This window comes from Nitrosomonas ureae, assembly GCF_900108305.1.
GTDB classification, from domain to species: Bacteria; Pseudomonadota; Gammaproteobacteria; order Burkholderiales; family Nitrosomonadaceae; genus Nitrosomonas; species Nitrosomonas ureae_B.
This window is the reverse complement of record NZ_FNUX01000005.1, coordinates 109,879-132,299: the sequence shown is the minus strand read 5'-3', so window position 1 is coordinate 132,299 and position 22,421 is coordinate 109,879. Positions and strand designations below refer to the sequence as shown.

General features: G+C 42.6%; 23 protein-coding genes. 4 read left to right on the top strand and 19 right to left on the bottom strand.

Annotation, left to right across the window (positions count from 1 at the left end):
- Positions 1-120 precede the first annotated feature (120 nt).
- A complete protein-coding gene (locus C4S39_RS04870; protein WP_103965916.1) occupies positions 121-495 on the top strand; it encodes a DUF6746 family protein in 375 nt (124 codons plus the stop codon).
- Between the two features lie 346 nt (positions 496-841).
- On the top strand, positions 842-1,216 hold the full coding sequence (locus C4S39_RS04865; RefSeq protein WP_146059747.1) for a hypothetical protein: 375 nt from the start codon (positions 842-844) through the stop codon (positions 1,214-1,216).
- Between the two features lie 12 nt (positions 1,217-1,228).
- On the opposite strand, the gene C4S39_RS04860 is transcribed toward C4S39_RS04865, so the two are convergent.
- The 10 genes from C4S39_RS04860 to C4S39_RS04815 all read right to left on the bottom strand — a co-directional run bounded on the left by C4S39_RS04860 (position 1,229) and on the right by C4S39_RS04815 (position 10,113).
- A complete protein-coding gene (locus tag C4S39_RS04860; protein ID WP_258039291.1) occupies positions 1,229-1,687 on the bottom strand; it encodes a GNAT family N-acetyltransferase in 459 nt (152 codons plus the stop codon).
- The gene (locus tag C4S39_RS04855; RefSeq protein WP_103965914.1) at positions 1,680-2,984 is read right to left on the bottom strand and encodes an adenylosuccinate synthase; all 1,305 of its coding nucleotides are present in this window, start codon (positions 2,982-2,984) and stop codon (positions 1,680-1,682) included. The genes C4S39_RS04860 and C4S39_RS04855 overlap by 8 nt, the downstream gene beginning before the upstream one ends.
- A gap of 42 nt (positions 2,985-3,026) precedes the next feature.
- The gene (locus C4S39_RS04850; RefSeq protein WP_103965913.1) at positions 3,027-4,178 is read right to left on the bottom strand and encodes an ATP phosphoribosyltransferase regulatory subunit; all 1,152 of its coding nucleotides are present in this window, start codon (positions 4,176-4,178) and stop codon (positions 3,027-3,029) included.
- Between the two features lie 40 nt (positions 4,179-4,218).
- Positions 4,219-4,404 carry a DUF2065 domain-containing protein gene (locus C4S39_RS04845; RefSeq protein ID WP_103965912.1) on the bottom strand — a complete coding sequence of 62 codons (186 nt, stop codon included), beginning with the start codon at positions 4,402-4,404 and terminating at the stop codon, positions 4,219-4,221.
- 223 nt (positions 4,405-4,627) lie between these two features.
- Entirely contained in the window at positions 4,628-5,503 is an 876-nt protein-coding gene (hflC, locus tag C4S39_RS04840; RefSeq protein WP_103965911.1) for a protease modulator HflC, read from the bottom strand.
- Entirely contained in the window at positions 5,504-6,685 is a 1,182-nt protein-coding gene (gene hflK, locus C4S39_RS04835) for an FtsH protease activity modulator HflK (RefSeq protein WP_103965910.1), read from the bottom strand.
- A gap of 20 nt (positions 6,686-6,705) precedes the next feature.
- On the bottom strand, positions 6,706-7,878 hold the full coding sequence (hflX, locus tag C4S39_RS04830; protein ID WP_103965909.1) for a GTPase HflX: 1,173 nt from the start codon (positions 7,876-7,878) through the stop codon (positions 6,706-6,708).
- Between the two features lie 14 nt (positions 7,879-7,892).
- Positions 7,893-8,138 (bottom strand): RNA chaperone Hfq, encoded by a 246-nt coding sequence (gene hfq, locus C4S39_RS04825; protein WP_103965908.1) that lies wholly within the window; start codon positions 8,136-8,138, stop codon positions 7,893-7,895.
- 241 nt (positions 8,139-8,379) lie between these two features.
- On the bottom strand, positions 8,380-9,372 hold the full coding sequence (locus C4S39_RS04820) for a cytochrome-c peroxidase (protein ID WP_103965907.1): 993 nt from the start codon (positions 9,370-9,372) through the stop codon (positions 8,380-8,382).
- A 180-nt stretch (positions 9,373-9,552) separates the two neighbouring features.
- Positions 9,553-10,113 carry an RNA pyrophosphohydrolase gene (locus tag C4S39_RS04815; protein WP_103965906.1) on the bottom strand — a complete coding sequence of 187 codons (561 nt, stop codon included), beginning with the start codon at positions 10,111-10,113 and terminating at the stop codon, positions 9,553-9,555.
- Positions 10,114-10,323: 210 nt separating this feature from the next.
- Here C4S39_RS04815 and C4S39_RS04810 point away from each other — a divergent pair, with 210 nt between their 5' ends.
- Together C4S39_RS04810 and C4S39_RS04805 are read left to right on the top strand one after the other, a co-directional pair.
- Positions 10,324-12,033, top strand: coding sequence for a proline--tRNA ligase (locus C4S39_RS04810; RefSeq protein WP_103965905.1), 1,710 nt, complete (start codon positions 10,324-10,326; stop codon positions 12,031-12,033).
- On the top strand, positions 12,021-12,599 hold the full coding sequence (locus C4S39_RS04805) for a lytic transglycosylase domain-containing protein (protein WP_103965904.1): 579 nt from the start codon (positions 12,021-12,023) through the stop codon (positions 12,597-12,599). The genes C4S39_RS04810 and C4S39_RS04805 overlap by 13 nt, the downstream gene beginning before the upstream one ends.
- An 83-nt stretch (positions 12,600-12,682) precedes the next feature.
- Here the strand turns inward: C4S39_RS04805 and C4S39_RS04800 are convergent, their stop codons facing one another.
- The 9 genes from C4S39_RS04800 to C4S39_RS04760 all read right to left on the bottom strand — a co-directional run bounded on the left by C4S39_RS04800 (position 12,683) and on the right by C4S39_RS04760 (position 22,390).
- The gene (locus C4S39_RS04800) at positions 12,683-13,150 is read right to left on the bottom strand and encodes a TlpA family protein disulfide reductase (protein WP_258039290.1); all 468 of its coding nucleotides are present in this window, start codon (positions 13,148-13,150) and stop codon (positions 12,683-12,685) included.
- Positions 13,151-13,195: 45 nt separating this feature from the next.
- Positions 13,196-14,728: a 2-isopropylmalate synthase gene (locus tag C4S39_RS04795; protein WP_103965903.1), complete on the bottom strand. Its 1,533-nt coding sequence runs from the start codon at positions 14,726-14,728 to the stop codon at positions 13,196-13,198.
- Positions 14,729-14,958: 230 nt separating this feature from the next.
- Positions 14,959-15,732, bottom strand: coding sequence for a CDP-diacylglycerol--serine O-phosphatidyltransferase (gene pssA, locus C4S39_RS04790; RefSeq protein WP_103965902.1), 774 nt, complete (start codon positions 15,730-15,732; stop codon positions 14,959-14,961).
- 163 nt (positions 15,733-15,895) lie between these two features.
- Positions 15,896-16,546, bottom strand: coding sequence for a phosphatidylserine decarboxylase (locus tag C4S39_RS04785; protein ID WP_103965901.1), 651 nt, complete (start codon positions 16,544-16,546; stop codon positions 15,896-15,898).
- 63 nt (positions 16,547-16,609) lie between these two features.
- Positions 16,610-17,626: a ketol-acid reductoisomerase gene (gene ilvC, locus C4S39_RS04780; RefSeq protein WP_103965900.1), complete on the bottom strand. Its 1,017-nt coding sequence runs from the start codon at positions 17,624-17,626 to the stop codon at positions 16,610-16,612.
- 118 nt (positions 17,627-17,744) lie between these two features.
- A complete protein-coding gene (ilvN, locus tag C4S39_RS04775; protein WP_103965899.1) occupies positions 17,745-18,236 on the bottom strand; it encodes an acetolactate synthase small subunit in 492 nt (163 codons plus the stop codon).
- Positions 18,237-18,243: 7 nt separating this feature from the next.
- Positions 18,244-19,947 carry an acetolactate synthase 3 catalytic subunit gene (locus tag C4S39_RS04770; protein WP_103965898.1) on the bottom strand — a complete coding sequence of 568 codons (1,704 nt, stop codon included), beginning with the start codon at positions 19,945-19,947 and terminating at the stop codon, positions 18,244-18,246.
- Positions 19,948-20,016: 69 nt separating this feature from the next.
- On the bottom strand, positions 20,017-21,492 hold the full coding sequence (gene tldD, locus C4S39_RS04765; RefSeq protein ID WP_103965897.1) for a metalloprotease TldD: 1,476 nt from the start codon (positions 21,490-21,492) through the stop codon (positions 20,017-20,019).
- A gap of 67 nt (positions 21,493-21,559) precedes the next feature.
- Positions 21,560-22,390 (bottom strand): carbon-nitrogen hydrolase family protein, encoded by an 831-nt coding sequence (locus tag C4S39_RS04760; RefSeq protein ID WP_103965896.1) that lies wholly within the window; start codon positions 22,388-22,390, stop codon positions 21,560-21,562.
- Positions 22,391-22,421 lie beyond the last annotated feature (31 nt).

Below are 22,421 nucleotides of genomic sequence, written 5' to 3'. Positions count from 1 at the left end.
CATGACATACAAAAACATGATTTTCATGGCATTTGTTGTATCTATCACAGCTCGCTTCCTCAATCATCAATAAATTTGATTGAGTTGAATCACCAGAAAGATTATTTAAGAGAGTTAAATATGAAAAGACCGGCATTTTTAGTAGCAAGCATACTTATTTTAGGCTTTACGACATTTGCGTCAGCAAGTGAACGGCCCGATCATTTTAAAGGTAAATCAGCTAACACACTGAAACAGGCGGTAATTAACTTTTCTGAACACAATGCTAAATTAGAGGAAATTCTGACCAAAGAAAGTTTGACTTCCGAAGAATTACATACTGTGCATGAGCTGACCTACACTTTAGAAGAAGCACTGAAAAAAATTAACGAAGAATTCCTGGAGCTCGCAGAAACACTCGAAAAGGTACATGTAGCTTCAGAAACTGCGGATGTCGAAGTAGTAAAGAATCAGGGGCTTCGCTACCTGGAGACCGCACGTCAAGTAATAAAATGAATATAAACCATAAGGTAAATACTTATTGAAAAGTGAAATTCCACTCATAATAGCAGCTCGCAAACAGCCACTTAGGAAGGGATCAATACCTCCGGATCTGCCGGCGTTGGTTTAAATTTTCATTGAATAAGAAGGCTCTAGACTAGAAGAAACAATCTGTCAGTCTAGAGCCTAATCTATTTCTGAGAATCTCGATAAGATAACTTTACAACCATTTATATGAGAACAATTCGATTATAACGGTAACTATAAAAAAGAATTGTCACTTCCTGATATACTTCAACACGAAGCATCACTCCGCAAGTAGCGAGAAATTAAATTTGAACGAGTATTCACCTTCAATCCCATGAAAATTAACTCAAATCTAAAAAGATTTAACTCATTGCGTGAGTTTATTCTCTTCTCCGTACTTATTTTTTACGCTTTAGCCTCGCCGTATGCTACAGCAGGAGATATTGAAAATATGCAGAAGAATGCAAGCATCACCTATGAAAAAATGGTGCAAGCCAGGAAAAATGCTGAGACCTTAACTAAGGATTTAACTTTTGCTGAAAAAAAGCTGGCTACAGCAAAACAGAAACTGGCAGAAGCAGAACAAGCAGCCGAAACGGCAAGGAAAAAGTCGGAACAAGCTAAAATCTCGATGGAAAAAGCAACCAGGCAATGGAAGGAAGCATCGGATGCATTAGCGAACGAATGGGGAAAAACCGAAGTAAAATAATCAGAAATAATATTATTCTAAAAGAATCGCCATCTTGACATGGGGAATTCCCGCTTCAAGAAATTTTTTTCCAGAAACTTGCTGAAATCCAAATCTCTCATAGAACTTTACTGCACTAATTTGCGCATTAAGCATTGCTTTTTGCATATGGCGCCCCCTTAGTTCCTCTAATATTTTTTTCAGTATCGCACTGCCATATCCTTTACCCCGCCATTCTTTCAATACAGCCATTCTCCCGATATGTCCATCTGGCAATAGTCTCGCAGTTCCCACTGCCTCGCGGTGATTATTAAATACCAGAAAATGCATACTGATAATATCAAACTCATCCCATTCCAAATCTACTGGAACCTGCTGTTCACGAATAAAAACCGTTGTTCGAATATTTCGTAGCGTTAGCGTTTCCGTTTCCCAATCTACAACACGTACAAGATGATTGCATCGCATTTTTATAACAATTTTATTAAGCAATCGATTCAAATGGATGGCGCAATAAAATAGTATCTTCTCTGTCGGGTCCGGTAGAAATCATATCAATAGGTATTTCACACACTTCTTCTAATCTTTTCAAATAATTCTGCGCGGCCTTGGGTAGTTGATGGAATTTTTTAATACCCGCTGTATTTTCTACCCAGCCGGGTATTTTCTCATAAATCGGCTCACAACAATCCAAATCATCTGCACCAACCGGAAGAATATTACTCTTGTTACCGTCAATCAATCGATACCCAACACCCAGACTAAGGCTTTCCACTCCATCCAGAACGTCAAGCTTAGTAATGCATAGTCCTGTTACACCATTTATTTGAATGGAACGCTTTAGCGCAACCGCATCAAACCAGCCGCAACGACGCGGACGACCCGTTGTTGATCCAAACTCATGTCCACGCGAAGCCAAATGCCTGCCGATATCGTCGTCCAGCTCAGTTGGAAAGGGGCCGGATCCAACCCTTGTGGTATACGCCTTGGTAATGCCCAATACATACTGCAGCATTTGTGGTCCGACTCCGCTGCCAGGCCCTGCTGCACCTGCCACACAGTTACTCGAAGTTACAAATGGATATGTACCATGATCAACATCCAATAATGCTCCTTGCGCACCCTCAAATAATAGATTATTACCTGCTTTATGCGCCTCAAACAAAAGCTGCGGAACATCCGCTATCATTGGTTTAATACGCTCGGATTGCACTAGCGCATCATCCATCGTTTTTTGAAAATCAATAACCTGTGCATGAAAGTAATTCTTCAACACAAAATTATGATAATCCAGCATTTCACCCAATTTGGCTGCAAAGCGATCCCGATGAAACAAATCTTGTAATCGAATCGCACGACGAGCAACCTTATCTTCGTACGCAGGCCCGATACCACGCCCCGTAGTGCCGATTTTTCCTACGCCTCTGGCAGCTTCACGTGCATTATCCAGCGCAATGTGACAAGGTAAAATGAGTGGACAAGCCGCGCTAATGCGCAAACGCCCGGTAACATCAATACCGTTCTGCTCCAGCATATCAATTTCACTTAGCAATGCTTCTGGTGAAATTACCACACCATTTCCAATGTAACAGATAACATTGTCCCGCAGGATACCGGATGGAATTAAATGCAATACCGTTTTAGTATTACCTATGACCAATGTATGACCTGCATTATGCCCACCCTGAAAGCGTACGACACCTTGCGCATGATCCGTTAACCAGTCAACAATCTTGCCCTTTCCTTCATCGCCCCATTGCGTACCAATAACGACTACATTTTTAGTCATAATCCTATTCTCTAAAAAATCCGTGGATTTAAATCAAAGAAGTTAAATCTCTTTAATTATCCATTTTCCATCATGCAGCACTAATTGCCTGTCACAGCCTATACATTCATCCTTTTGTTCTGGCAATTCCATGACTACAATATGCCCTGCTTTGCGTAACTGCTGAATCATCGCTTCCAGTCTCTTATCTTTTTTCTCAAAAGGCGCTCGTATTCCTTTGGGATATTTCTTAGGCCTTACTAATCTGGATAATTCTCTTAAATCCATACTAAAACCAGTTGCCGGTCGTGCCCGTCCAAAGGTTTTCCCTATTTCATCGTAGCGTCCACCGAGGGCGATAGCACTTGAACACCCTTTCGCGTATGCAGCAAATACAATTCCTGTATGATAGTGGTATCCGCGCAAATCAGCTAAATCGAATGCAACGCTATCCACTATCGGCTCCAGCTCTGTTTCAACCATACCAAGCTCATTCAATGCGGTTCTAATTACTGGATAGTCCGGCAGCCGTGCCGCTGCATCGGCTAGAATCTTTTTATCACCATAAAGCTCAGGTAATAAGAGCAGTGCCTCACGAATACTTTTTTTCAGCTTTAAACACAATTCCTGTAAAGTTGAAATATCTTTCGCTTGTAGAACCGAAAATAATTCTGCTTCAAGTTCTCGTGATATCCCGGCACCTTTTATTAGTCCACGAAAAACTGCTACATGACCGAGATCCAGATGAATTTCATTTATCTGGGAGGCCGACAAGCACTGCAGCATAAGACGTTGCACTTCTAAATCACTTTCCAACCCTGAGTGACCGTATAGCTCAGCGCCAATTTGCAAGGGTTCACGCGTTTGTGTTATTCCGGATGGAATCGTATGTAGTACACTATTAACATAGCATAGCCGTGTTATACCGTTAGAATTCAATAAATGCGCATCAATTCTTGCCACTTGAGGTGTCATGTCAGCGCGCAATCCCATCATTCGTCCACTTAGCTGATCGATAACTTTAAATGTCTGCAGATCCATATCACTGCCGCTGCCAGACAATAATGACTCTACGTATTCTAATAAAGGCGGTATGACTTGCTGGTAACCATGTGTTAACAATAGGTCAAGAATCTGCCGGCGCGTTACTTCAATATGCAATGCTTCCGCTGGCAATATATCTTCAACATATTCTGGGAGCAACCAATTATGCATGCTAAGACTGACAAAGCGTCAGAGGGAAGTGAAAAATGATTTAGGTTATGATGACAAGTAATATTAATCCGATCAACATTGAAGTTAATCCTATGAAACGTAACTGACTATCATTGATCTCAATTAGCTTCCTAAATGCTTCCCTCCAGGTATTCGGAGATAAAAATGGCAGCATTCCTTCTAGAATTAACATCAATGCAATTGCATTTAAAAAATTTTCCCACATGTACGATAACCCCTGCTTAATCACGCATGCATAATATCTTCAATGAGAAGCATAAAAAATTGATAGGCTCTGTCACAAAATCGAGTAAACAATTAGCTTCAATTCTCAGGAATTTCTGCATTAGCATCCAAATCACACACGCCTTAGTGAAAAATAAATTAGGACGCTATTTGCATCGATTGTAATAAACAGAGCCTTAACTGATTCTACAGGAATATGATTATTACTTACTAACTGCAGGATTTTTCAAATATTTAAAGAACTCAGAGGTAGGTTCAAGAACCATCATATCCCCTTTATTCTTGAATGACTGCTTATAAGCATCAACGCTGCGCCAGAACGCATAAAATTCAGAATCTTTCTGAAATGCAGCCGCATAGATTGCAGCTGCCTGACCATCACCATCACCCATTGTTTTTTGGGCTTCCCGATAGGCTTCAGCTAATATGATTTCTCTTTGCTTATCTGCGTCAGCACGAATTTTTTCCGATTCAGCAGCACCGGTAGAGCGTAATTCATTTGCCACTCGTTTTCGTTCTGCCTCCATACGCCTATATACCGATTCACTGACTTCTTGCGGCAGATCCACACGTTTTAGACGCACATCAACAACTTCTACTCCAATGGATCGAGCATCATTATCCGCTTTCTGGCGCATAATCTCCATAATTACATCACGTTCACCCGAAACCACATCATGAACCGTACGATTACCAAACTCATCACGTAAACTCGCATTAATGGTTTGAGATAATCGTGTTTGAGCTAATCCTTCATCTCCTCGTACGCTGATATAATATTGTTTCACATCAACGATACGCCATTTCACAAACAGATCCACTAAAACGTTCTTTTTCTCAGAAGTAATAAAGCGCTCCGGTTCTTCGGTATCCATTGTCAGGATACGCTTCTCAAAGAAGCGTACATTTTGCGCAATTGGAATTTTAAAATATAAGCCTGGGTCAGTTTTAACATCAATAACTTCTCCAAGTTGAAATAAGATTGCCTGCTGACGCTCATCAACAATATAAATTGCTGAACTGCCCAGAAAGAAAATTGCAATAATGATGCCTGAAAATACTGATGTAAAACTTTTCATCTATCTTATCTCCCGTTCGCGACTACGAAAAGATTCTCGTGCGCGTAAACTGCTGTCAGGTGTTGTTTCTTGTACTGCAGGTGATGCTGGTGCTGATGAGACCGAAGTTGATCCACTCATGTTAATTAGTTTATCGAGCGGCAAATACAAAAGATTGTTGCCGTTCTTTTGATCAACAATAATCTTAGTTGTATTAGAAAGCACCTGCTGCATCATATCCAGATATAAACGTTCGCGTGTAACATTCGGTGCCTTACTATATTCAGTAAGAATTTGCTCAAAACGACTGGCATCACCCTCAGCACTTACAATTACACGCTGCTTATACCCTTCCGATTCTTGAATTAATCGAGCCGCATTACCGGCTGCCCTTGGAATGACATCATTCGCGTACGCCTGTCCTTCATTCTTTTGCCGCTCTCTATCTTGACCCGCTTTTACCGCATCATCAAATGCAGCTTGAACTTGTTCAGGCGGCTGCGCATTCTGCATTGTCACTCTACTAATCAAAATACCAATTTCATATCGATCAAGTATTTTTTGCATCAACTGTGTCGCATTGGCGGCCACTTGCTCACGTCCTTCATACAGGACAAAGTCCATTTTACTTTTGCCTATGACTTCCCTAATTGCAGTTTCGGCTGCCTGAAGTACGGCTTCATCCGGGTTTCTATTTTTGAATAGAAAATTCTCTGGATCATTCAATATATACTGTACCGCAAACTGAATATCGATAATGTTTTCATCGTCTGTTAACATTAACGCTTCACGCAGCACTTTGCTTCTTACATTGTTCCGATAGCCAATTTCAACTGTACGGACCTGACTGACATTCACAACTTCCACTCTCTCAACCGGATAGGGAAAATGCCAACGCAACCCTGCTGCTGATGTATCGACATATTGACCAAATCGTAACACCACACCTCTATGGCCCTCATCTACAATATAAAAACCACTGCCCAGCCACACCACAACCAACAAGCCAAGGATTAATATAATGCTCCCACTACTCTGCGGCTTAGATCCTTGAGTACGCGGGCCATCATCACCCCCTCCTCCACTTTTTTTTTGCCCAAACATATCATTGATTTTCTTATTGAAATTCCGCAATACATCATCTAAGTCTGGTGGGCCAGAATCGCCTTTATTTTTTCCCCATTGTGGATCATTTAATCCCATAATCATTCCTGTTTGTTCGTTCAAAAAAAGTCTTGCACTGAAGCACAATCTCGAAATCCATTAGTTATTTCCGTTGATTCTTTATTCAGTTTTTTGGAGTTTTCCAAGATCGTTTCTGCCAACGCCTGCCTTACAAACTCAATTCCATCGCCTGTTTCTGCACTTAAACGAATACGTGATATTCTACCATATTCATCACGTACGCAACCTTTACTGCATATGGTCGTGTCGATTAAATCAATTTTGTTGAAAATCAAGATCTGTGGAATAACATCGGCACCAATTTCTTTTAATATTTTATTAACTTCTTTAATTTGCTCATCACTATTGGAGCTACTGGCATCTATCACATGAAGCAATAAATCAGCCTGCACAGTTTCTTCAAGTGTTGCACGAAATGCGGCTACCAGTGTATGCGGCAATTCCCGGATAAACCCTACCGTATCCGAAATGACTACTGTACTGCCTTCTTCAATAAATAATTTACGTGTTGTTGTATCAAGCGTGGCAAATAGCTGATCAGCAGCATACGATTGCGCCCGGGTTAATTTGTTAAAGAAAGTTGATTTACCTGCATTGGTATAACCAACAATGGATACCGCCAACGAGTTTGCTCGCTGCCTAGATCGTCTTTGAACATTTCGTTGACGCTGCAGATCCGAAAGTTTTCCCTTAAGCAATTTTACTCGCTTTTTAATTAACCTCCGATCCGTTTCCAGTTGGGTCTCTCCTGGCCCACGTAAACCTATACCGCCTTTTTGTCTTTCAAGATGAGTCCATCCGCGTACAAGACGTGTCAAAAGATACTCCAACTGAGCCAATTCAACTTGTAGCTTTCCTTCATGGCTGTGAGCTCGCCGGGCAAAAATGTCAAGAATCAGATTAGTGCGATCAATAACATTACAATTTAAACGCAAAGATAGGTTTCGTTGCTGCGCTGGAGACAAATCATGATTAAATATAACCAACCCAGCTCCTGTCTGCTGCATCACTCGCACGATTTCCTCAACTTTACCCTTCCCAACGTATGTTGTGGGATCAGGGCGGGATCGCTTTCCCGTCACAATCGCAACAACCTCAAGCTTATCGCTGGAAGCTAATAGCTGCAACTCTAGCAAACTGTCTTGATGAGTACCGCCACCGAAATCGACACCAACCAAAATTGCTGTATCGGATGCTATTAATTTATTCATGCCCAACAGGCATATCAGACATCGCGCGTTTCCACCACTTCAACGGGAATGGTAACAGCTCTTGCAGGCACTACTGTAGAAATTGCATGTTTGTATACCATTTGCGTAACCGAGTTTTTCAGCAGTACTACATATTGATCGAATGAATCAATTTGTCCTTGTAGTTTAATACCATTCACTAAATAAATTGATACTGGAATATGTTCTTTTCGCAATATATTTAGAAATGGATCTTGTAGCAACTGTCCCTTGTTACCCATAGGTAATTCCCTATTTTAATTATTCATTATCGGAATGGTAACTCTACTTTATTTCTAAATGTAAATCTATATCAGATTTTACTCATTCAGCGTTCAGTAGAACCGTTATATCAAATTAATTTTACAACTAAATACTTTTCAGATCACCCAGACTATAATCATAATCTGGGTGATCCGAGACTCGCCTAGCACTATAATCGTAATACCGAAATTTCAACAATCTTCTGTTCGATTGCAACAATTAAAATGGTACTGGCTTAGGCGTATTATTATTTGATGGTGGAAGAATGGGCAATATAATTTCAGGCTGCACACCCGTTAGCGTCTTCAAAAAGGCAACGATACTATCAATTTCTTTCTTGTTGAAGTCGCGATCTAATTGCACTTTACCCATTATCCTTACTGCATCTTCTAATGTGGTTACAGCGCCATCATGAAAGTAGGGATAAGTTAATTCTATATTACGCAAGGTTGGCACTTTAAAGACATTCAAATCAGAATCTTTTCCAGTAACCGCTTTCCGGCCTTCCACCTTACTTTTTGTTTCATAAGGATGATAAACACCAAACTTCTGATACAGTGCACCTCCTACAGCTTGCCCGTTATGACAACCAGTGCACCCGCTACTTTTGAATAGCGCATACCCTTCAAGTTCTTGCTGATTTAAGGCCTTTTTGTCTCCTTCCAGCCATTTATCAAAACGGGATCCCGGAGTAACCAGCGTCTCCTCAAAAGCTGCAATTGCGGTGGTTATTCGATCAATATCAACTTGGTCTGATCCAAACGCTTTCTCAAAATAGGTACGATATTGAGGAATCGATTGTATTACATCAACGGCAATTTTATGTGTCGAACCCATTTCTCCTGGATTTGCAATCGGCCCCCCGGCTTGCTCTTTTAAATCTTTAGCGCGCCCATCCCAGAATTGCGCCAAACTCATACTGGAATTTAATACAGTTGGAGCATTAATTGGTCCTTGATGCCATTTATGACCGATAGAACTCGGAAGATTATCTGTTCCACCCATGCTCAAATTATGGCAAGAGTTACAAGAAATAAATCCAGACATAGATAAACGCGGATCAAAAAACAGCATTTTTCCCAACTCAACCATATCAGCATTTTCAACTTTTGCAGGTTTAATAGGTTGGATAGGCTCATTGGCTGAAGTATTAACCGAAATGGCAAGCATGCCAATCGATAAAAGTGATGCAACCAGTATATGCATCTTCATCGGTACTCTCCCTAATTTAATAATAAGCGGCTGTAATGGCGCAGCCGATTACGCCTGATGAAAAGCTCACAGATGGGAAATTTATTAAAAAATAAAACTAAACCATCCACTTCTATTTCTCTTAGATTCATAACAAAACCAAAAGAATGATTCCAAGATCTGCTTATGATAGATTCGTTCTTATTCGTTCACTTCCAATTGATCAGTCAGAGCCTTCCTACCAACCCCAGCCAAAGTATCCACATCATAATCAGCACATTGACAAGGATCTGTTTTTAACAGGCGTGACAACTCTGTCAATGCCTGTTTATAAACTTTGCGTTTAAATTCCACGACCGAGTCTAACTCAACCCAATATTGATTCCAGCGCCATGCATCAAATTCTGGATGAGTGCTTTGACGTAACGAAACATCGCTATCGCGCCCGACCAGTCGCAACAGATACCAAATCTGCTTCTGCCCCTTATAATTGCCGCGCCATTCACGTCTAATCCATCGATCAGGCACTTCATATCTCAGCCAATCACGTGTACGCCCAACAATTTCAACATGATTCGGGCGCAACCCTATTTCTTCACTCAGCTCTCGATACATGGCTTGCTCTGGACTTTCTCCAGACTTAATGCCTCCCTGTGGAAATTGCCAAGAATTCTGTCTAATGCGTTTACTCCAAAAAACTTCGTTTCTTGAATTCAAGAGAATAATACCGACGTTGGGGCGATATCCATTACGGTCAATCATATGAATTGTTCATTTGACCCATCAAATAGATGGATTTTTTCATACTTTACGATAGATTGAAAGTATTCATAACCCAAAAACAAAAACTCATGTCTTTTCATATCGTTGATTACCTAAATAAATCACGGGCGCATGACCCATGAACTACTGCACACTATAAACAAGCATTTCACGGTAAAATTATTATTTCTTATCATAATGGAATAGCTCATGCGCGTCTCACAATTTTTTGTTTCAACACTCAAAGAAGCACCCGCGGAAGCAGAGCTGATTAGTCACAAGCTTATGTTGCGCGCCGGGCTCATCAAACGCCTCGGGAGTGGACTATACACATGGATGCCACTGGGTTTGAGAGTATTAAGAAAAATCGAAAACATTATACGTGAAGAAATGAACAGCAGTGGCGCCGTGGAGGTTTTAATGCCCGCTATACAACCTGCAGAATTATGGCAAGAAACTGGAAGATGGGATGTATTCGGACTACAAATGCTAAAAATCAAAGATCGCCATAAACACGATTTCTGTTTTGGCCCCACCCACGAAGAAGTCATCACCGATATTGCGCGCAAGGAAATCAAAAGCTATCGCCAGCTGCCACTCAATTTCTATCAAATACAAACTAAATTTCGCGATGAAATCAGGCCTCGCTTTGGGGTAATGCGTGCGCGCGAGTTTGTCATGAAAGATGCATACTCATTTCATACGAATGAAGATAGTTTAATGCAGACCTATCAGCTCATGTACGAAACCTACAATCGTATTTTTACTCGCCTCGGATTGCAATTTCGCGCAGTCACAGCTGATACGGGTGCCATAGGGGGTAGCGGCTCACATGAGTTTCACGTTTTAGCGGACTCTGGCGAGGATGCAATCGCATTCTGTCCTGATTCGGATTATGCGGCCAATATTGAATTGGCCAGTTCGCCAACACTCCCTCAAAGCCGCAGCATTCCCGATGGCAGCATGCAAAAAATTGCCACCCCGAGCAAACGAACTTGTGTTGAGGTTGCAGAATTCTTAAAAATCCCATTGAACAAAACCTTAAAAACACTCGCTGTAAAAGCTAATGATCGAATATTTTTATTATTATTGCGTGGCGATCACCAACTGAACGAATTAAAAGTAAGGAAAATACCCTTTTTATCTGAATTTCAGTTAGCAAATGAAGAAGATATTCTAGATGAAACCGACACGGTTCCCGGATATATCGGTCCGGTCGGGTTAAATACCTGCGTGATTGCAGATCAAGCAGTTATGAATATGAGTAATTTTGTTTGCGGTGCAAATGAAGAAGGTTTTCACTTGATGCATGTCAATTTTGGTCGTGATCTTAAGCTACCGGAATATGTCTTTGATATTAGGAATGTAGTTCCGGGTGATGCATCTCCTGATGGGAAAGGCATTTTAGAAATTTGCCGAGGAATAGAAGTAGGGCATATTTTCCAGTTACGTACGAAGTATTCTAAAATTATGAAAGCCACTTATTTAGATGAATCTGGATGCGCTCAACATATGGAAATGGGTTGTTACGGTATTGGCGTCTCGCGTATTGTGGCTGCCGCCATCGAGCAAAACCACGATGAGCATGGTATTATTTTTCCAGCTGCAATAGCACCATTTCAGTTAGCAATAATTCCGATCGGTTTGCAGAAGAGCCCTCAAGTAAAAGAAATTGTAGAAAAACTTTATCAACAATTCTTGGGTGCACGCATAGAAGTACTTTTAGACGATCGGGATGAACGTCCCGGCGTTATGTTTGCTGATACGGAACTAATGGGCATTCCACATCGAATTGTGATTGGAGAACGCGGACTCAAGCAATCAACTATTGAATATCAAAGCCGGAAAGATCGCTCTCCTCAAGTGATCTTTATTGATGAAATTTTTCCATTTATATCCACCAAACTATGCATAGATTAACCTTCGCAATACTCTTATTACTCGTTCCAAGCCTTATTTATGCCAACAATCCGGGTTATGAGCATCTCGCTGCCAATACGCAAACAATCATTCTGCACGAAACGAGTGATCAAGCCGCTTCATACATAGAATATGCAGCTATTGCAGATAATGTTACCTGGCTCATCAGCATGAGTCATCGTTTAGAAAAATACATACCCGATCTAATCGAACGAGAGGATTTTTTAAGAACGGTTTATTATGAAGCAACACGAGCAGGACTGGATCCCCAACTGGTGCTAAGCGTCATTCAAGTTGAAAGTGGCTTTAAAAAATATGCCGTTTCTCATGCGGGCGCGCGCGGCTATATGCAAATCATGCCATTTTGGATAGGCGTCATCGGTCATCAAGATCACAATCTTTTTCACTTGCGCATGAATTTGCGCTATGGATGCACCATTCTTCGGCATTACTTAGATAAGGAAAATGGGGATTATTTCCGTGCGCTCGGAAGATATAATGGTAGCTTGGGAGAAGCTTCTTACCCGCAACTTGTATTCAATAGATGGCAAACCACCTGGCGCTAAACATCATCGCAATCGAATAAGCTTATAATCGATAAACTAATTAACAATGGAAACAACTGCTGCAGAGTCAGTGCGGATAGGTATTACTTCTTTTCCACTGATTTTGACTCAATAAATTTTTCGATACTCTCCCGCGAAATAATGCCTAGCTGCCGTGCAGCGGGATTACCGTTAGGATCATAAAAATACGTGCTGGGCAATAATGAGATATCATCTAGTTGAGAAGCAATTTTCCGATCACCTAATACGATAGGATAGTTGATTGACAGAGAACGCACAAAGCTCATAATTTCTTGTGGATCGCTATAATCCATCGCAACTCCAATAACCATAATATCCTTACGATCCTGATATAGTGAAATCAAATCAGGAATTTCTTTAAGGCAAGGCGGGCACCAGGTTGCCCAAAAATTAATCAATACCCAGCGCCCCTTATAGTCCTCAAGCTTATGAAGCTCACCCGTTGCATCTTTAAATTGAAATGCCTGCACCTGAAAACTTAGCAATAAAACTGCTGTACAAACCGATATGCTTAATTTATTTTTCATCATGCAAAGAGAAGCTTTCTTTCAGATTTATCAACAATCCCATGGCAACTACACTTGAGGATGCGCCCGTTCCAATTTGCTGCATAACTTATTTAATGCGCTCAGATATGCTTTTGCAGAAGCCACGACAATATCGGTATCTGCACCATGTCCATTAACAATACGGTCAGATTTTTGTAATCGCACGGTTACTTCGCCTTGTGCATCAGTGCCACTGGTAATATTGTTGACAGAGTATAGTTGCAGCTTCGCTTCGCTCGAAAGCAGTTTCTCAATCGCACGGAAAGTGGCATCCACCGGACCGCTTCCTTCAGAATCAGCGCTCATTTCATTTCCGTTATCCGAAATCACCACGCGCGCGTAAGGGATCTCACCCGTTTCACTATGCACAATCAACGAGATCAGCCGAAAGCATTCATGCAGTACTAACTCCTCATCCGAAACCAATGCATGAAGATCTTCATCGAATATTTCATGTTTTTTATCTGCTAACTCCTTGAAGCGCATAAAAGTATTATTCAGCATCTCTTCGGATTCCAACTCGATGCCAAGTTCCACCAGACGATTCCGAAAAGCGTTACGTCCCGAATGCTTTCCCAGCAATAATTTGTTCGCACCCCAACCCACATCTTCTGCACGCATGATTTCATATGTCTCGCGGTGTTTCAATACGCCATCTTGATGAATGCCCGATTCATGTGCAAAAGCATTCGCACCTACTATCGCTTTATTGGGTTGGACTGGAAAGCCGGTAATACCGGAAACCAGTTTACTTGCCGAAACGATATGTGTTGTATCAATTCGTGTATCGCAAGGAAAATAATCCTGGCGGGTACGGACAGCCATCACGATTTCTTCCAACGCAGCATTACCCGCTCTTTCTCCCAAACCATTGATGGTACATTCAACCTGCCGTGCCCCATTCATCACCGCAGTCAATGAATTAGCCACAGCCTGCCCTAAATCATTGTGGCAATGAACCGAGAAAATTGCCTTATCTGAATTCGGAACGCGCTCACGTAAATTTCGAATAAGCGTCCCGAACTGATCCGGCATGGTATAACCAACCGTATCAGGAATATTAACCGTGGTTGCGCCCGCGTCGATCACAGCCTCAAGTATCTGACACAAAAAGTCTAATTCTGATCGACCAGCATCCTCTGGGGAAAACTCAATATTATCGGTGTATTGACGCGCCCATTTCACAGCTTTCACGGCTTGTGTTATCACCTGATCAGGTGACATCCGCAATTTTTTCTTCATGTGAACCGGCGATGTCGCAATGAAAGTATGAATGCGTGCTAATTGCGCGCCTTTTAACGCCTCACCCGTACGCTGAATATCAGTTTCAATCGCACGCGCTAACCCACACACCACACTATCCTTGACTGAGTCAGCAACTGCCTTTACGGCCTCAAAATCTCCATTTGATGCTGCCGGAAAACCTGCTTCGATAACATCCACACCCATGCGCTCCAGTTGCCAAGCAATGCGCACCTTTTCTTCCTTAGTCATGGATGCACCCGGACTTTGTTCGCCATCGCGCAACGTTGTGTCAAAAATAATCAAATGCTCTTGCATTATGCTCTCCACATGAAGAAGAAATCTTAAAGTAAGATAAAATTCGCTATTCGAATTTTATAGGGAAGAAAGAAGATTAGGGAGAGAAAATTTAGCGCGCAAGGCGCAATAGCAGATACGCCAGTGTCGTAATAGAAACTGCAAGCAGGGAGAAAAAGTATTTATCGTTTTTTTCAAACATCATGAATGAAAATATAATTAATTTTTCCTTCGAATGCAAGAGGTAAACTTCAGGAATTAATTGTGTCACTACTTCTTTTGCTTTTACCAAAGCGCCATAACTTAATGAAATATCCCGAAAACGCATACGCTGCAAATAAGAAAAATAAAACCAAAGGCGGATGACTGGGTATCAATACAAAGAAAAACAAAACTAATAACAGTACTGTAAAGAAAGGTACTCTTCGACGTAGATTTATCTCTTTTCCGCTATAATACGGAATATTACTCACCATAGTAAATGCAGCAAACAGTGTAACGATACTTGCTAGCCATTTAACATCACTCCCTTGTATCTGAAAATTGAGCGTCACCCACACAAGTCCCGCTATCAGCGCAGCGGCGGCGGGACTGGGCAGGCCCTGGAAGAAACGTTTATCAACCACTTCGATATTAGTATTGAATCGCGCAAGCCGTAAAGCTGCGCATGCACAGTATATAAACGCAACGATCCAACCCCACTGATTCATTTCTTTCAAGGCCCATTCATATACTATCAATGCAGGCGCAACGCCAAAAGAAACCATATCCGACATACTATCGTATTCGGCACCAAACTCACTTTGAGTTCCAGTAAGGCGTGCCACTCGGCCATCTAGTCCGTCAAGAACCATCGCAATAAAGACGGCAATTGCCGAATACTCAAAATTCCCATTCATTGCCTGCACAATGGCATAAAATCCAGCAAACAATGCGGCCGTTGTGAATAAATTCGGTAATAAATAGATACCACGCCTGCGTAATCTAGATTTGAGTACAGTGCGTTCTGATATGGAATCGGGCATTATTTATTAGTTAATGAAAGAAAATGCTGATAGTAGTAAGAATAATCAATGGATCATTAATTCAAAAACACCGTAGAAAGACAATATAAAAAAATGGGCTTTTGACAATAAAATTATACTAAAAAAGCAGAAAGAAACCCATTTATTAACTTACCCTTTTGACTTATTCTTCTCGAAACTCAGCCAGAATGGTCAATGTTGCTGATACTCTATCGCCGATATTGACATTAATTTTAGTATTCAGCGGTAAATATACATCCACTCTCGAACCAAAGCGTATAAACCCAAAGCGTTGCCCACGCGTCATATGATCTCCCGGCGATACTTGACAAATAATCCGTTTCGCAATGAGTCCCGCTACCTGGACACAAGTCACATCAGCACCATTATCGGCTTTAATCCATAATGCATTGCGCTCATTCTCCAGCGACGCTTTGGGTAAATCCGCATTTACGAATTTACCTGGAAAATACCACTTATCACGTATTTCGCCATCAATAGGGCTGCGATTGGAATGTACATTAAATACATTCATAAATACGCTGATTTTGACAGCTTCCCGCTCCAAATAAGGATCCTGAGTTTTCTCAACTGCAACAATTCTGCCATCCGCCGGTGCCAATATAGCATTGCGATTAGATGGCACTTCCCTCGGTGGATCACGAAAAAACTGCAAAACGAAAAAAGCAATCACCCAGAACGGTATTGACCAGAGCCAACCAACCAGAAACACTGCACCAAACGCAACAGAAAATGCTATCGCGATATGCAACCAGCCTTCGCGAGCAATAATAGGATGAGGATAATAAGCCATAAATAAATTACTACAATAGCTCCGTAAATAAAGAAATTAAAATTCTAATAATGAAATAATCAGTTAATTTTTCCCTTGATCAACAAGTTTATTCTTCTTGATCCATGGCATCATATCACGCAACTTAGTACCCACCTGTTCAATGGGATGCTCGGATGCAATACGGCGGCTTGACTTAAGCACCGGCGCTCCCGCCTGATTCTCGAGAATAAATTCCCGGGCATACTCACCGGTTTGAATCTGATGCAAAATTCTCCGCATTTCGGCGCGCGTTTCGTCAGTAATAATACGTGGCCCACGGGACACATCGCCATATTCAGCATTATTGGAAATGGAATAACGCATATTTGCGATACCACCTTCATAAATCAGATCAACAATTAGCTTAACTTCATGTAAACATTCGAAATAAGCCATCTCCGGAGCATACCCGGCTTCCACCAGCGTTTCAAAACCAGCCTGAATCAGCGCAGTCAAGCCACCACATAATACAACTTGTTCCCCAAACAAATCCGTTTCAGTTTCTTCTCGGAAATTTGTTTCTATCACACCCCCGCGAGTACCTCCATTGGCAGCCGCATAGGATAATGCCAGATCGCGCGCCTTACCTGATTTGTTCTGATGCACCGCTATCAATGTCGGTACGCCACCTCCCTGCAAATAAGTTGAACGCACTAAATGACCAGGCCCCTTTGGCGCAATCATAATGACATCAAGATCTTCACGTGGCGTTACCTGCCCATAATGAACATTAAAACCATGTGCAAAAGCCAAAGTTGCGTTTTTTTTCAACTCCGGCTCAATTTCCTTTTTATATACCGAACCAATTTCCTCATCGGGCAATAAAACCATCACAACATCTGCATTCTTAACCGCGTCAGCAACTTCCTTAACCTTTAAGCCCGCTTTTTCCGCCTTACTCCAGGACCCTCCGCCCTTGCGCAAACCTACAGTAACTTTAACCCCTGATTCACTCAGATTATTGGCATGAGCATGCCCCTGTGAACCATAGCCTAATATAGTTACTTTTTTTCCTTTTATGAGAGATAAATCCGCATCTTTATCGTAATAAACTTTCATTATTTTCCTTTTAAACAAAATTAGGGTAAAACAGGACAGCAATAGAGAGAAAACTTCTTAACAAATTGAATACTCTGGATTACTAACCTTGAGATCCGCGTAAATTGGCAATTGCGAATTATACCTTTAAAATCCATTCTCCGCGCCCTATACCGGAAGCACCGGTTCGCACGGTTTCGAGTACTGCACTGGATTCAATAGCTTCAAGAAATGCATCCAATTTCTCGCTGGTACCTGTTAATTCAATGGTATAAGACTTATCCGTAACATCGATAATAGAGCCACGGAAAATTTCAGCTAACCGCTTAATCTCCTCACGTTCCGCATCAACTGCACGCACTTTCACCAGCATCAATTCACGTTCAATGTGATTTCCATCGCTCAAATCTATAATTTTCACCACTTCGATCAATTTATTCAATTGCTTGGTCACTTGCTCTACGACTTCGTCCGACCCAACGGTTACCAGCGTCATGCGTGACAAAGTTAGATCTTCAGTAGGTGCAACTGAAAGCGATTCAATATTATAGCCCCGCGCCGAAAACAGACCTGCTACACGAGACAAAGCGCCCGCCTCGTTTTCCATTAATAACGAAATAATATGTCGCATTTATTTTCTATACCAGAATCATTTCAGAGAGCCCCTTACCGCCTGGCACCATGGGAAAAACATTTTCAGACTGATCCGTAATAAAATCCATAAACACCAACTGATCTTTAAGCTTAAATGATTCTTTTAAAGCATCTCCGACATCTTCCGGTTTCTCGATTTTCATTCCGACATGCCCGTAGCTTTCGGCCAGTTTTACAAAATCAGGCAACGCATTCATATACGATTCTGCATAGCGATTCCCGTGAAAAAACTCTTGCCACTGCCTAACCATCCCCATGTAACGATTATTCAAATTAATAATTTTCAGCGGCAGATTATATTGCTTGCAGGTTGATAGCTCCTGAATGCACATCTGGATACTCGCTTCACCAGTAACACAAGCCACTTTCCCATGCGGATTTGCCAATTGCACTCCCATTGCGGCAGGCATGCCAAATCCCATCGTACCCAGTCCACCGGAATTGATCCAACGCCGGGGCTTGTCAAACTTATAAAACTGCGCTGCCCACATTTGATGCTGACCGACATCTGAAGTTATAAACGCATCGCCTTTGGTAATCTCGAATAATTTCTCGATCACCATCTGCGGCTTGATAATCTTGCTCTTGCGATCAAATTTCAGGCAATCCCGCTCACGCCATAAATCAATCTGTTTCCACCATTCCTTCAACGCAACATGGTCCGGCTTATCTTTCTCGATTTTAAGCAACTTGATTAATTCCTTGAGTACATCCAAAACATCCCCAACAATGGGTATATCTACTCTTACACGTTTTGAAATTGACGACGGATCGATATCAATATGAATTATCTTCCTGTTTTCGTTAAAAAAATGCTTTGGATTACCAATGACACGATCATCAAATCGGGCGCCCACAGCTATCAGAACATCACAATATTGCATCGCCATGTTCGCTTCATAGGTACCATGCATTCCTAACATACCCAATGACTGTTTATCAGTCGCCGGATACCCTCCCAATCCCATCAGCGTATTGGTGCAAGGAAAATTCAGCATTTGCGTCATCTCGGTCAATTGCGGCGCAGCATCACTCAATATTACCCCGCCGCCCGCATAAACCACCGGACGCTTAGCACTGAGGATCAATTCGACGGCTTTTTTAATCTGCTTGGCATGCCCTTTCGTCACAGGATTATAAGAACGCATCGATACCTTGTCAGGATATACAAATTTGGTCTTTTGCTGCGAAACATCCTTCGGAATATCTACCAGCACGGGGCCCGGACGACCTGTCGATGCAATGTAAAAAGCCTTCTTAATCGTATGCGCCAGCTCTGTAATATCTTTCACCAGAAAATTGTGCTTGACACAAGGCCGTGTAATCCCAACCGTATCCACTTCCTGAAATGCATCCAAACCAATAGCGTTAGTCGGCACCTGACCGCTGATTATCACCATCGGTATCGAATCCATATAAGCCGTGGCAATACCTGTCACTGCATTGGTTACACCGGGGCCGGAAGTCACCAGCGCTACCCCCACTTTATTGCTGGAGCGCGCATAACCATCCGCCGCATGTATCGCTGCCTGTTCGTGACGCACCAGAATATGCCGTACCTTATCCTGCTTGAACAATTCATCATAAATAAATAATACAGCCCCGCCAGGATAACCGAAAATACACTTTACGCCTTCTTCCTGCAAACACCGTATGGTAATTTCAGCACCGGTCAATTCCGCACTCATGCTTTTTACATCCCAATGTTAATTCAACAAGTTAAAAATATTTCAACAGCAAAGTCTTATATCGTGCCGTCAAACACCTGTACCGCCTACAGTCAGCCCGTCAATCCGTAGTGTTGGCTGTCCAACACCCACCGGAACGCTCTGGCCTTCTTTACCACAAGTCCCCACCCCCGGGTCCAATAGCATATCATTACCAATCATCGATACTCTTGTCAGCACATCAGGCCCATTACCAATCAGAGTTGCCCCCTTAACCGGATAGGTAATTTTTCCGTCTTCGATCATATAGGCTTCCGCAGCAGAAAAAACAAATTTTCCGCTGGTAATATCAACCTGCCCGCCACCAAAATTCGCGGCATATAGACCATGTTTCACTGAAGCTATAATTTCTGCCGGATCCTTGTCGCCATTTAGCATATACGTATTGGTCATGCGTGGCATGGGGATATGTGCGAAAGATTCACGCCGACCGTTGCCGGTCACCGGAGAATCCATCAACCGGGCATTCAAACTATCCTGCAGATAGCCCTTAAGTATGCCATCCTCTATCAATACAGTACATTGGGTCGGATTACCCTCATCGTCAATATTTAACGATCCTCGCCTGCGTGGGATTGTTCCGTCATCGACCACCGTGACGCCAGGTGCTGCGACTCGTTCGCCAATTCGCCCTGAGAAAGCGGAGCTACCCTTTCGATTAAAATCTCCTTCCAGACCATGTCCAATCGCTTCATGCAGCAATATCCCAGGCCAACCGCTGCCCAACACGACCGTCATAGTGCCGGCGGGCGCCGGACGAGCATCAAGATTTACGATTGCCTGATGCACAGCTTTTTGAGCATAATCCTGCAGAATTTCATCGGTAAAATAAGCGTAATTAAAACGCCCGCCACCGCCAGCAACACCTTGCTCGCGGTGGCCATTTTCCTCAGCGATCACCTGCAAAGACAATCTGACCAGCGGTCTCACATCAGCTGCAAGCAATCCATCACTTCGGGTTACCAATATAACCTCATATTCACCGGCAAGCGATGCCACTACTTGAGTAACCCTGCGATCCAGTTGCCGCGTATAGCGTTCAATTTTTTCCAGCAACGCTACTTTTTCCGCATCCTTAAGGCTTGCTATCGGATCTTCAGGCAAATACAACTGAGTTTGCCGATCCATTACATCATTACGTTTTGCTACCTGCACGGAATGCATGGCACCCTGATTGGCAATGGCTCGTGTTGCCTGTGCCGCCGAAACCAGTGCCGGCATACTAATATCATCGGAATAAGCAAAGCCGGTTTTTTCTCCGCTGATCGCACGAACTCCAACACCTTGTTCAATATTGAAGCTGCCTGACTTAACGATACCTTCTTCCAGCATCCAGCCTTCCGAGCGGCTATATTGAAAGTACAAATCAGCATAATCGATCTTATGCGTGAGTATTTGACCCAACACACGCTGCAATCCTGCAGTATCAATATCGTAGGGTGTCAACAAGCAACGGTCTGCAATTGCAATAAATTCTCTGGATTCTGTCATACGCTCAATGGTCATTATATTCCGTTTATGTTGCTCAATACATGTATCAGCCGAATGAAGCTAATTCAACGCACAAAGCACTTTAGCAAGGCTGTAAGGTTCGATGGTCCAGCGCGGGCAAATTTGCCCGCAAACTGGTCTGATAATCCGGATCAATGGTCGCCACCACCGCCCCGGAACCACGTGGCAGACGTTCCATGACCACCCCCCAGGGATCAACGATCATGCTATCTCCATTGGTTTCACGTCCACTCACATGATATCCACCCTGTCCGGGCGCAATCACATAGGCCATATTTTCGACCGCGCGCGCGCGCACCAATACTTCCCAATGCGCTTTTCCGGTAATTGCGGTAAACGCCGCAGGCGCAAGGATAATATCAACATTTCTCATGAGGCGAAATAACTCCGGGAACCGCAAATCGTAGCATATCGATAAACCGATACGTCCAAAAGGCGACTCCACAGTCACCACTTTGTTTCCGGCTTTAATGGTTTTTTCCTCGGCATAATGTTCTTGCCCCAATTGCAACCCGAACAAATGAATTTTGTCGTAACGCGCAACCTGCTCTCCACTATCCGCATAAACCAGGCAGCTATTATAAATTTTGTCCGGATCCGGCGATGCCAATGGCACCGATCCCCCCACCAGCCATATTCCCAAACGCTTTGCCGTATCACTCAGGAATTTCTGGATCTGTCCATCCCCTGGCTGCTCCCGGACCGCCAACTTATCCGTATCTTTCATCCCCATAATGCAAAAATACTCGGGCAACACGACCAGTTTGGCCTGTTGTGAAACGGCATCCTCTATCAGACGCGCCGCTTCTTCCAAATTTGCAGTCACGCTTGGACCCGAGGCCATTTGAATCGCGGCCACGCGAAACCCCTGGTTTTTCTCATTTTCCTTCATAGATCGTTGTTAAGCCATGTATTTTTCTGTG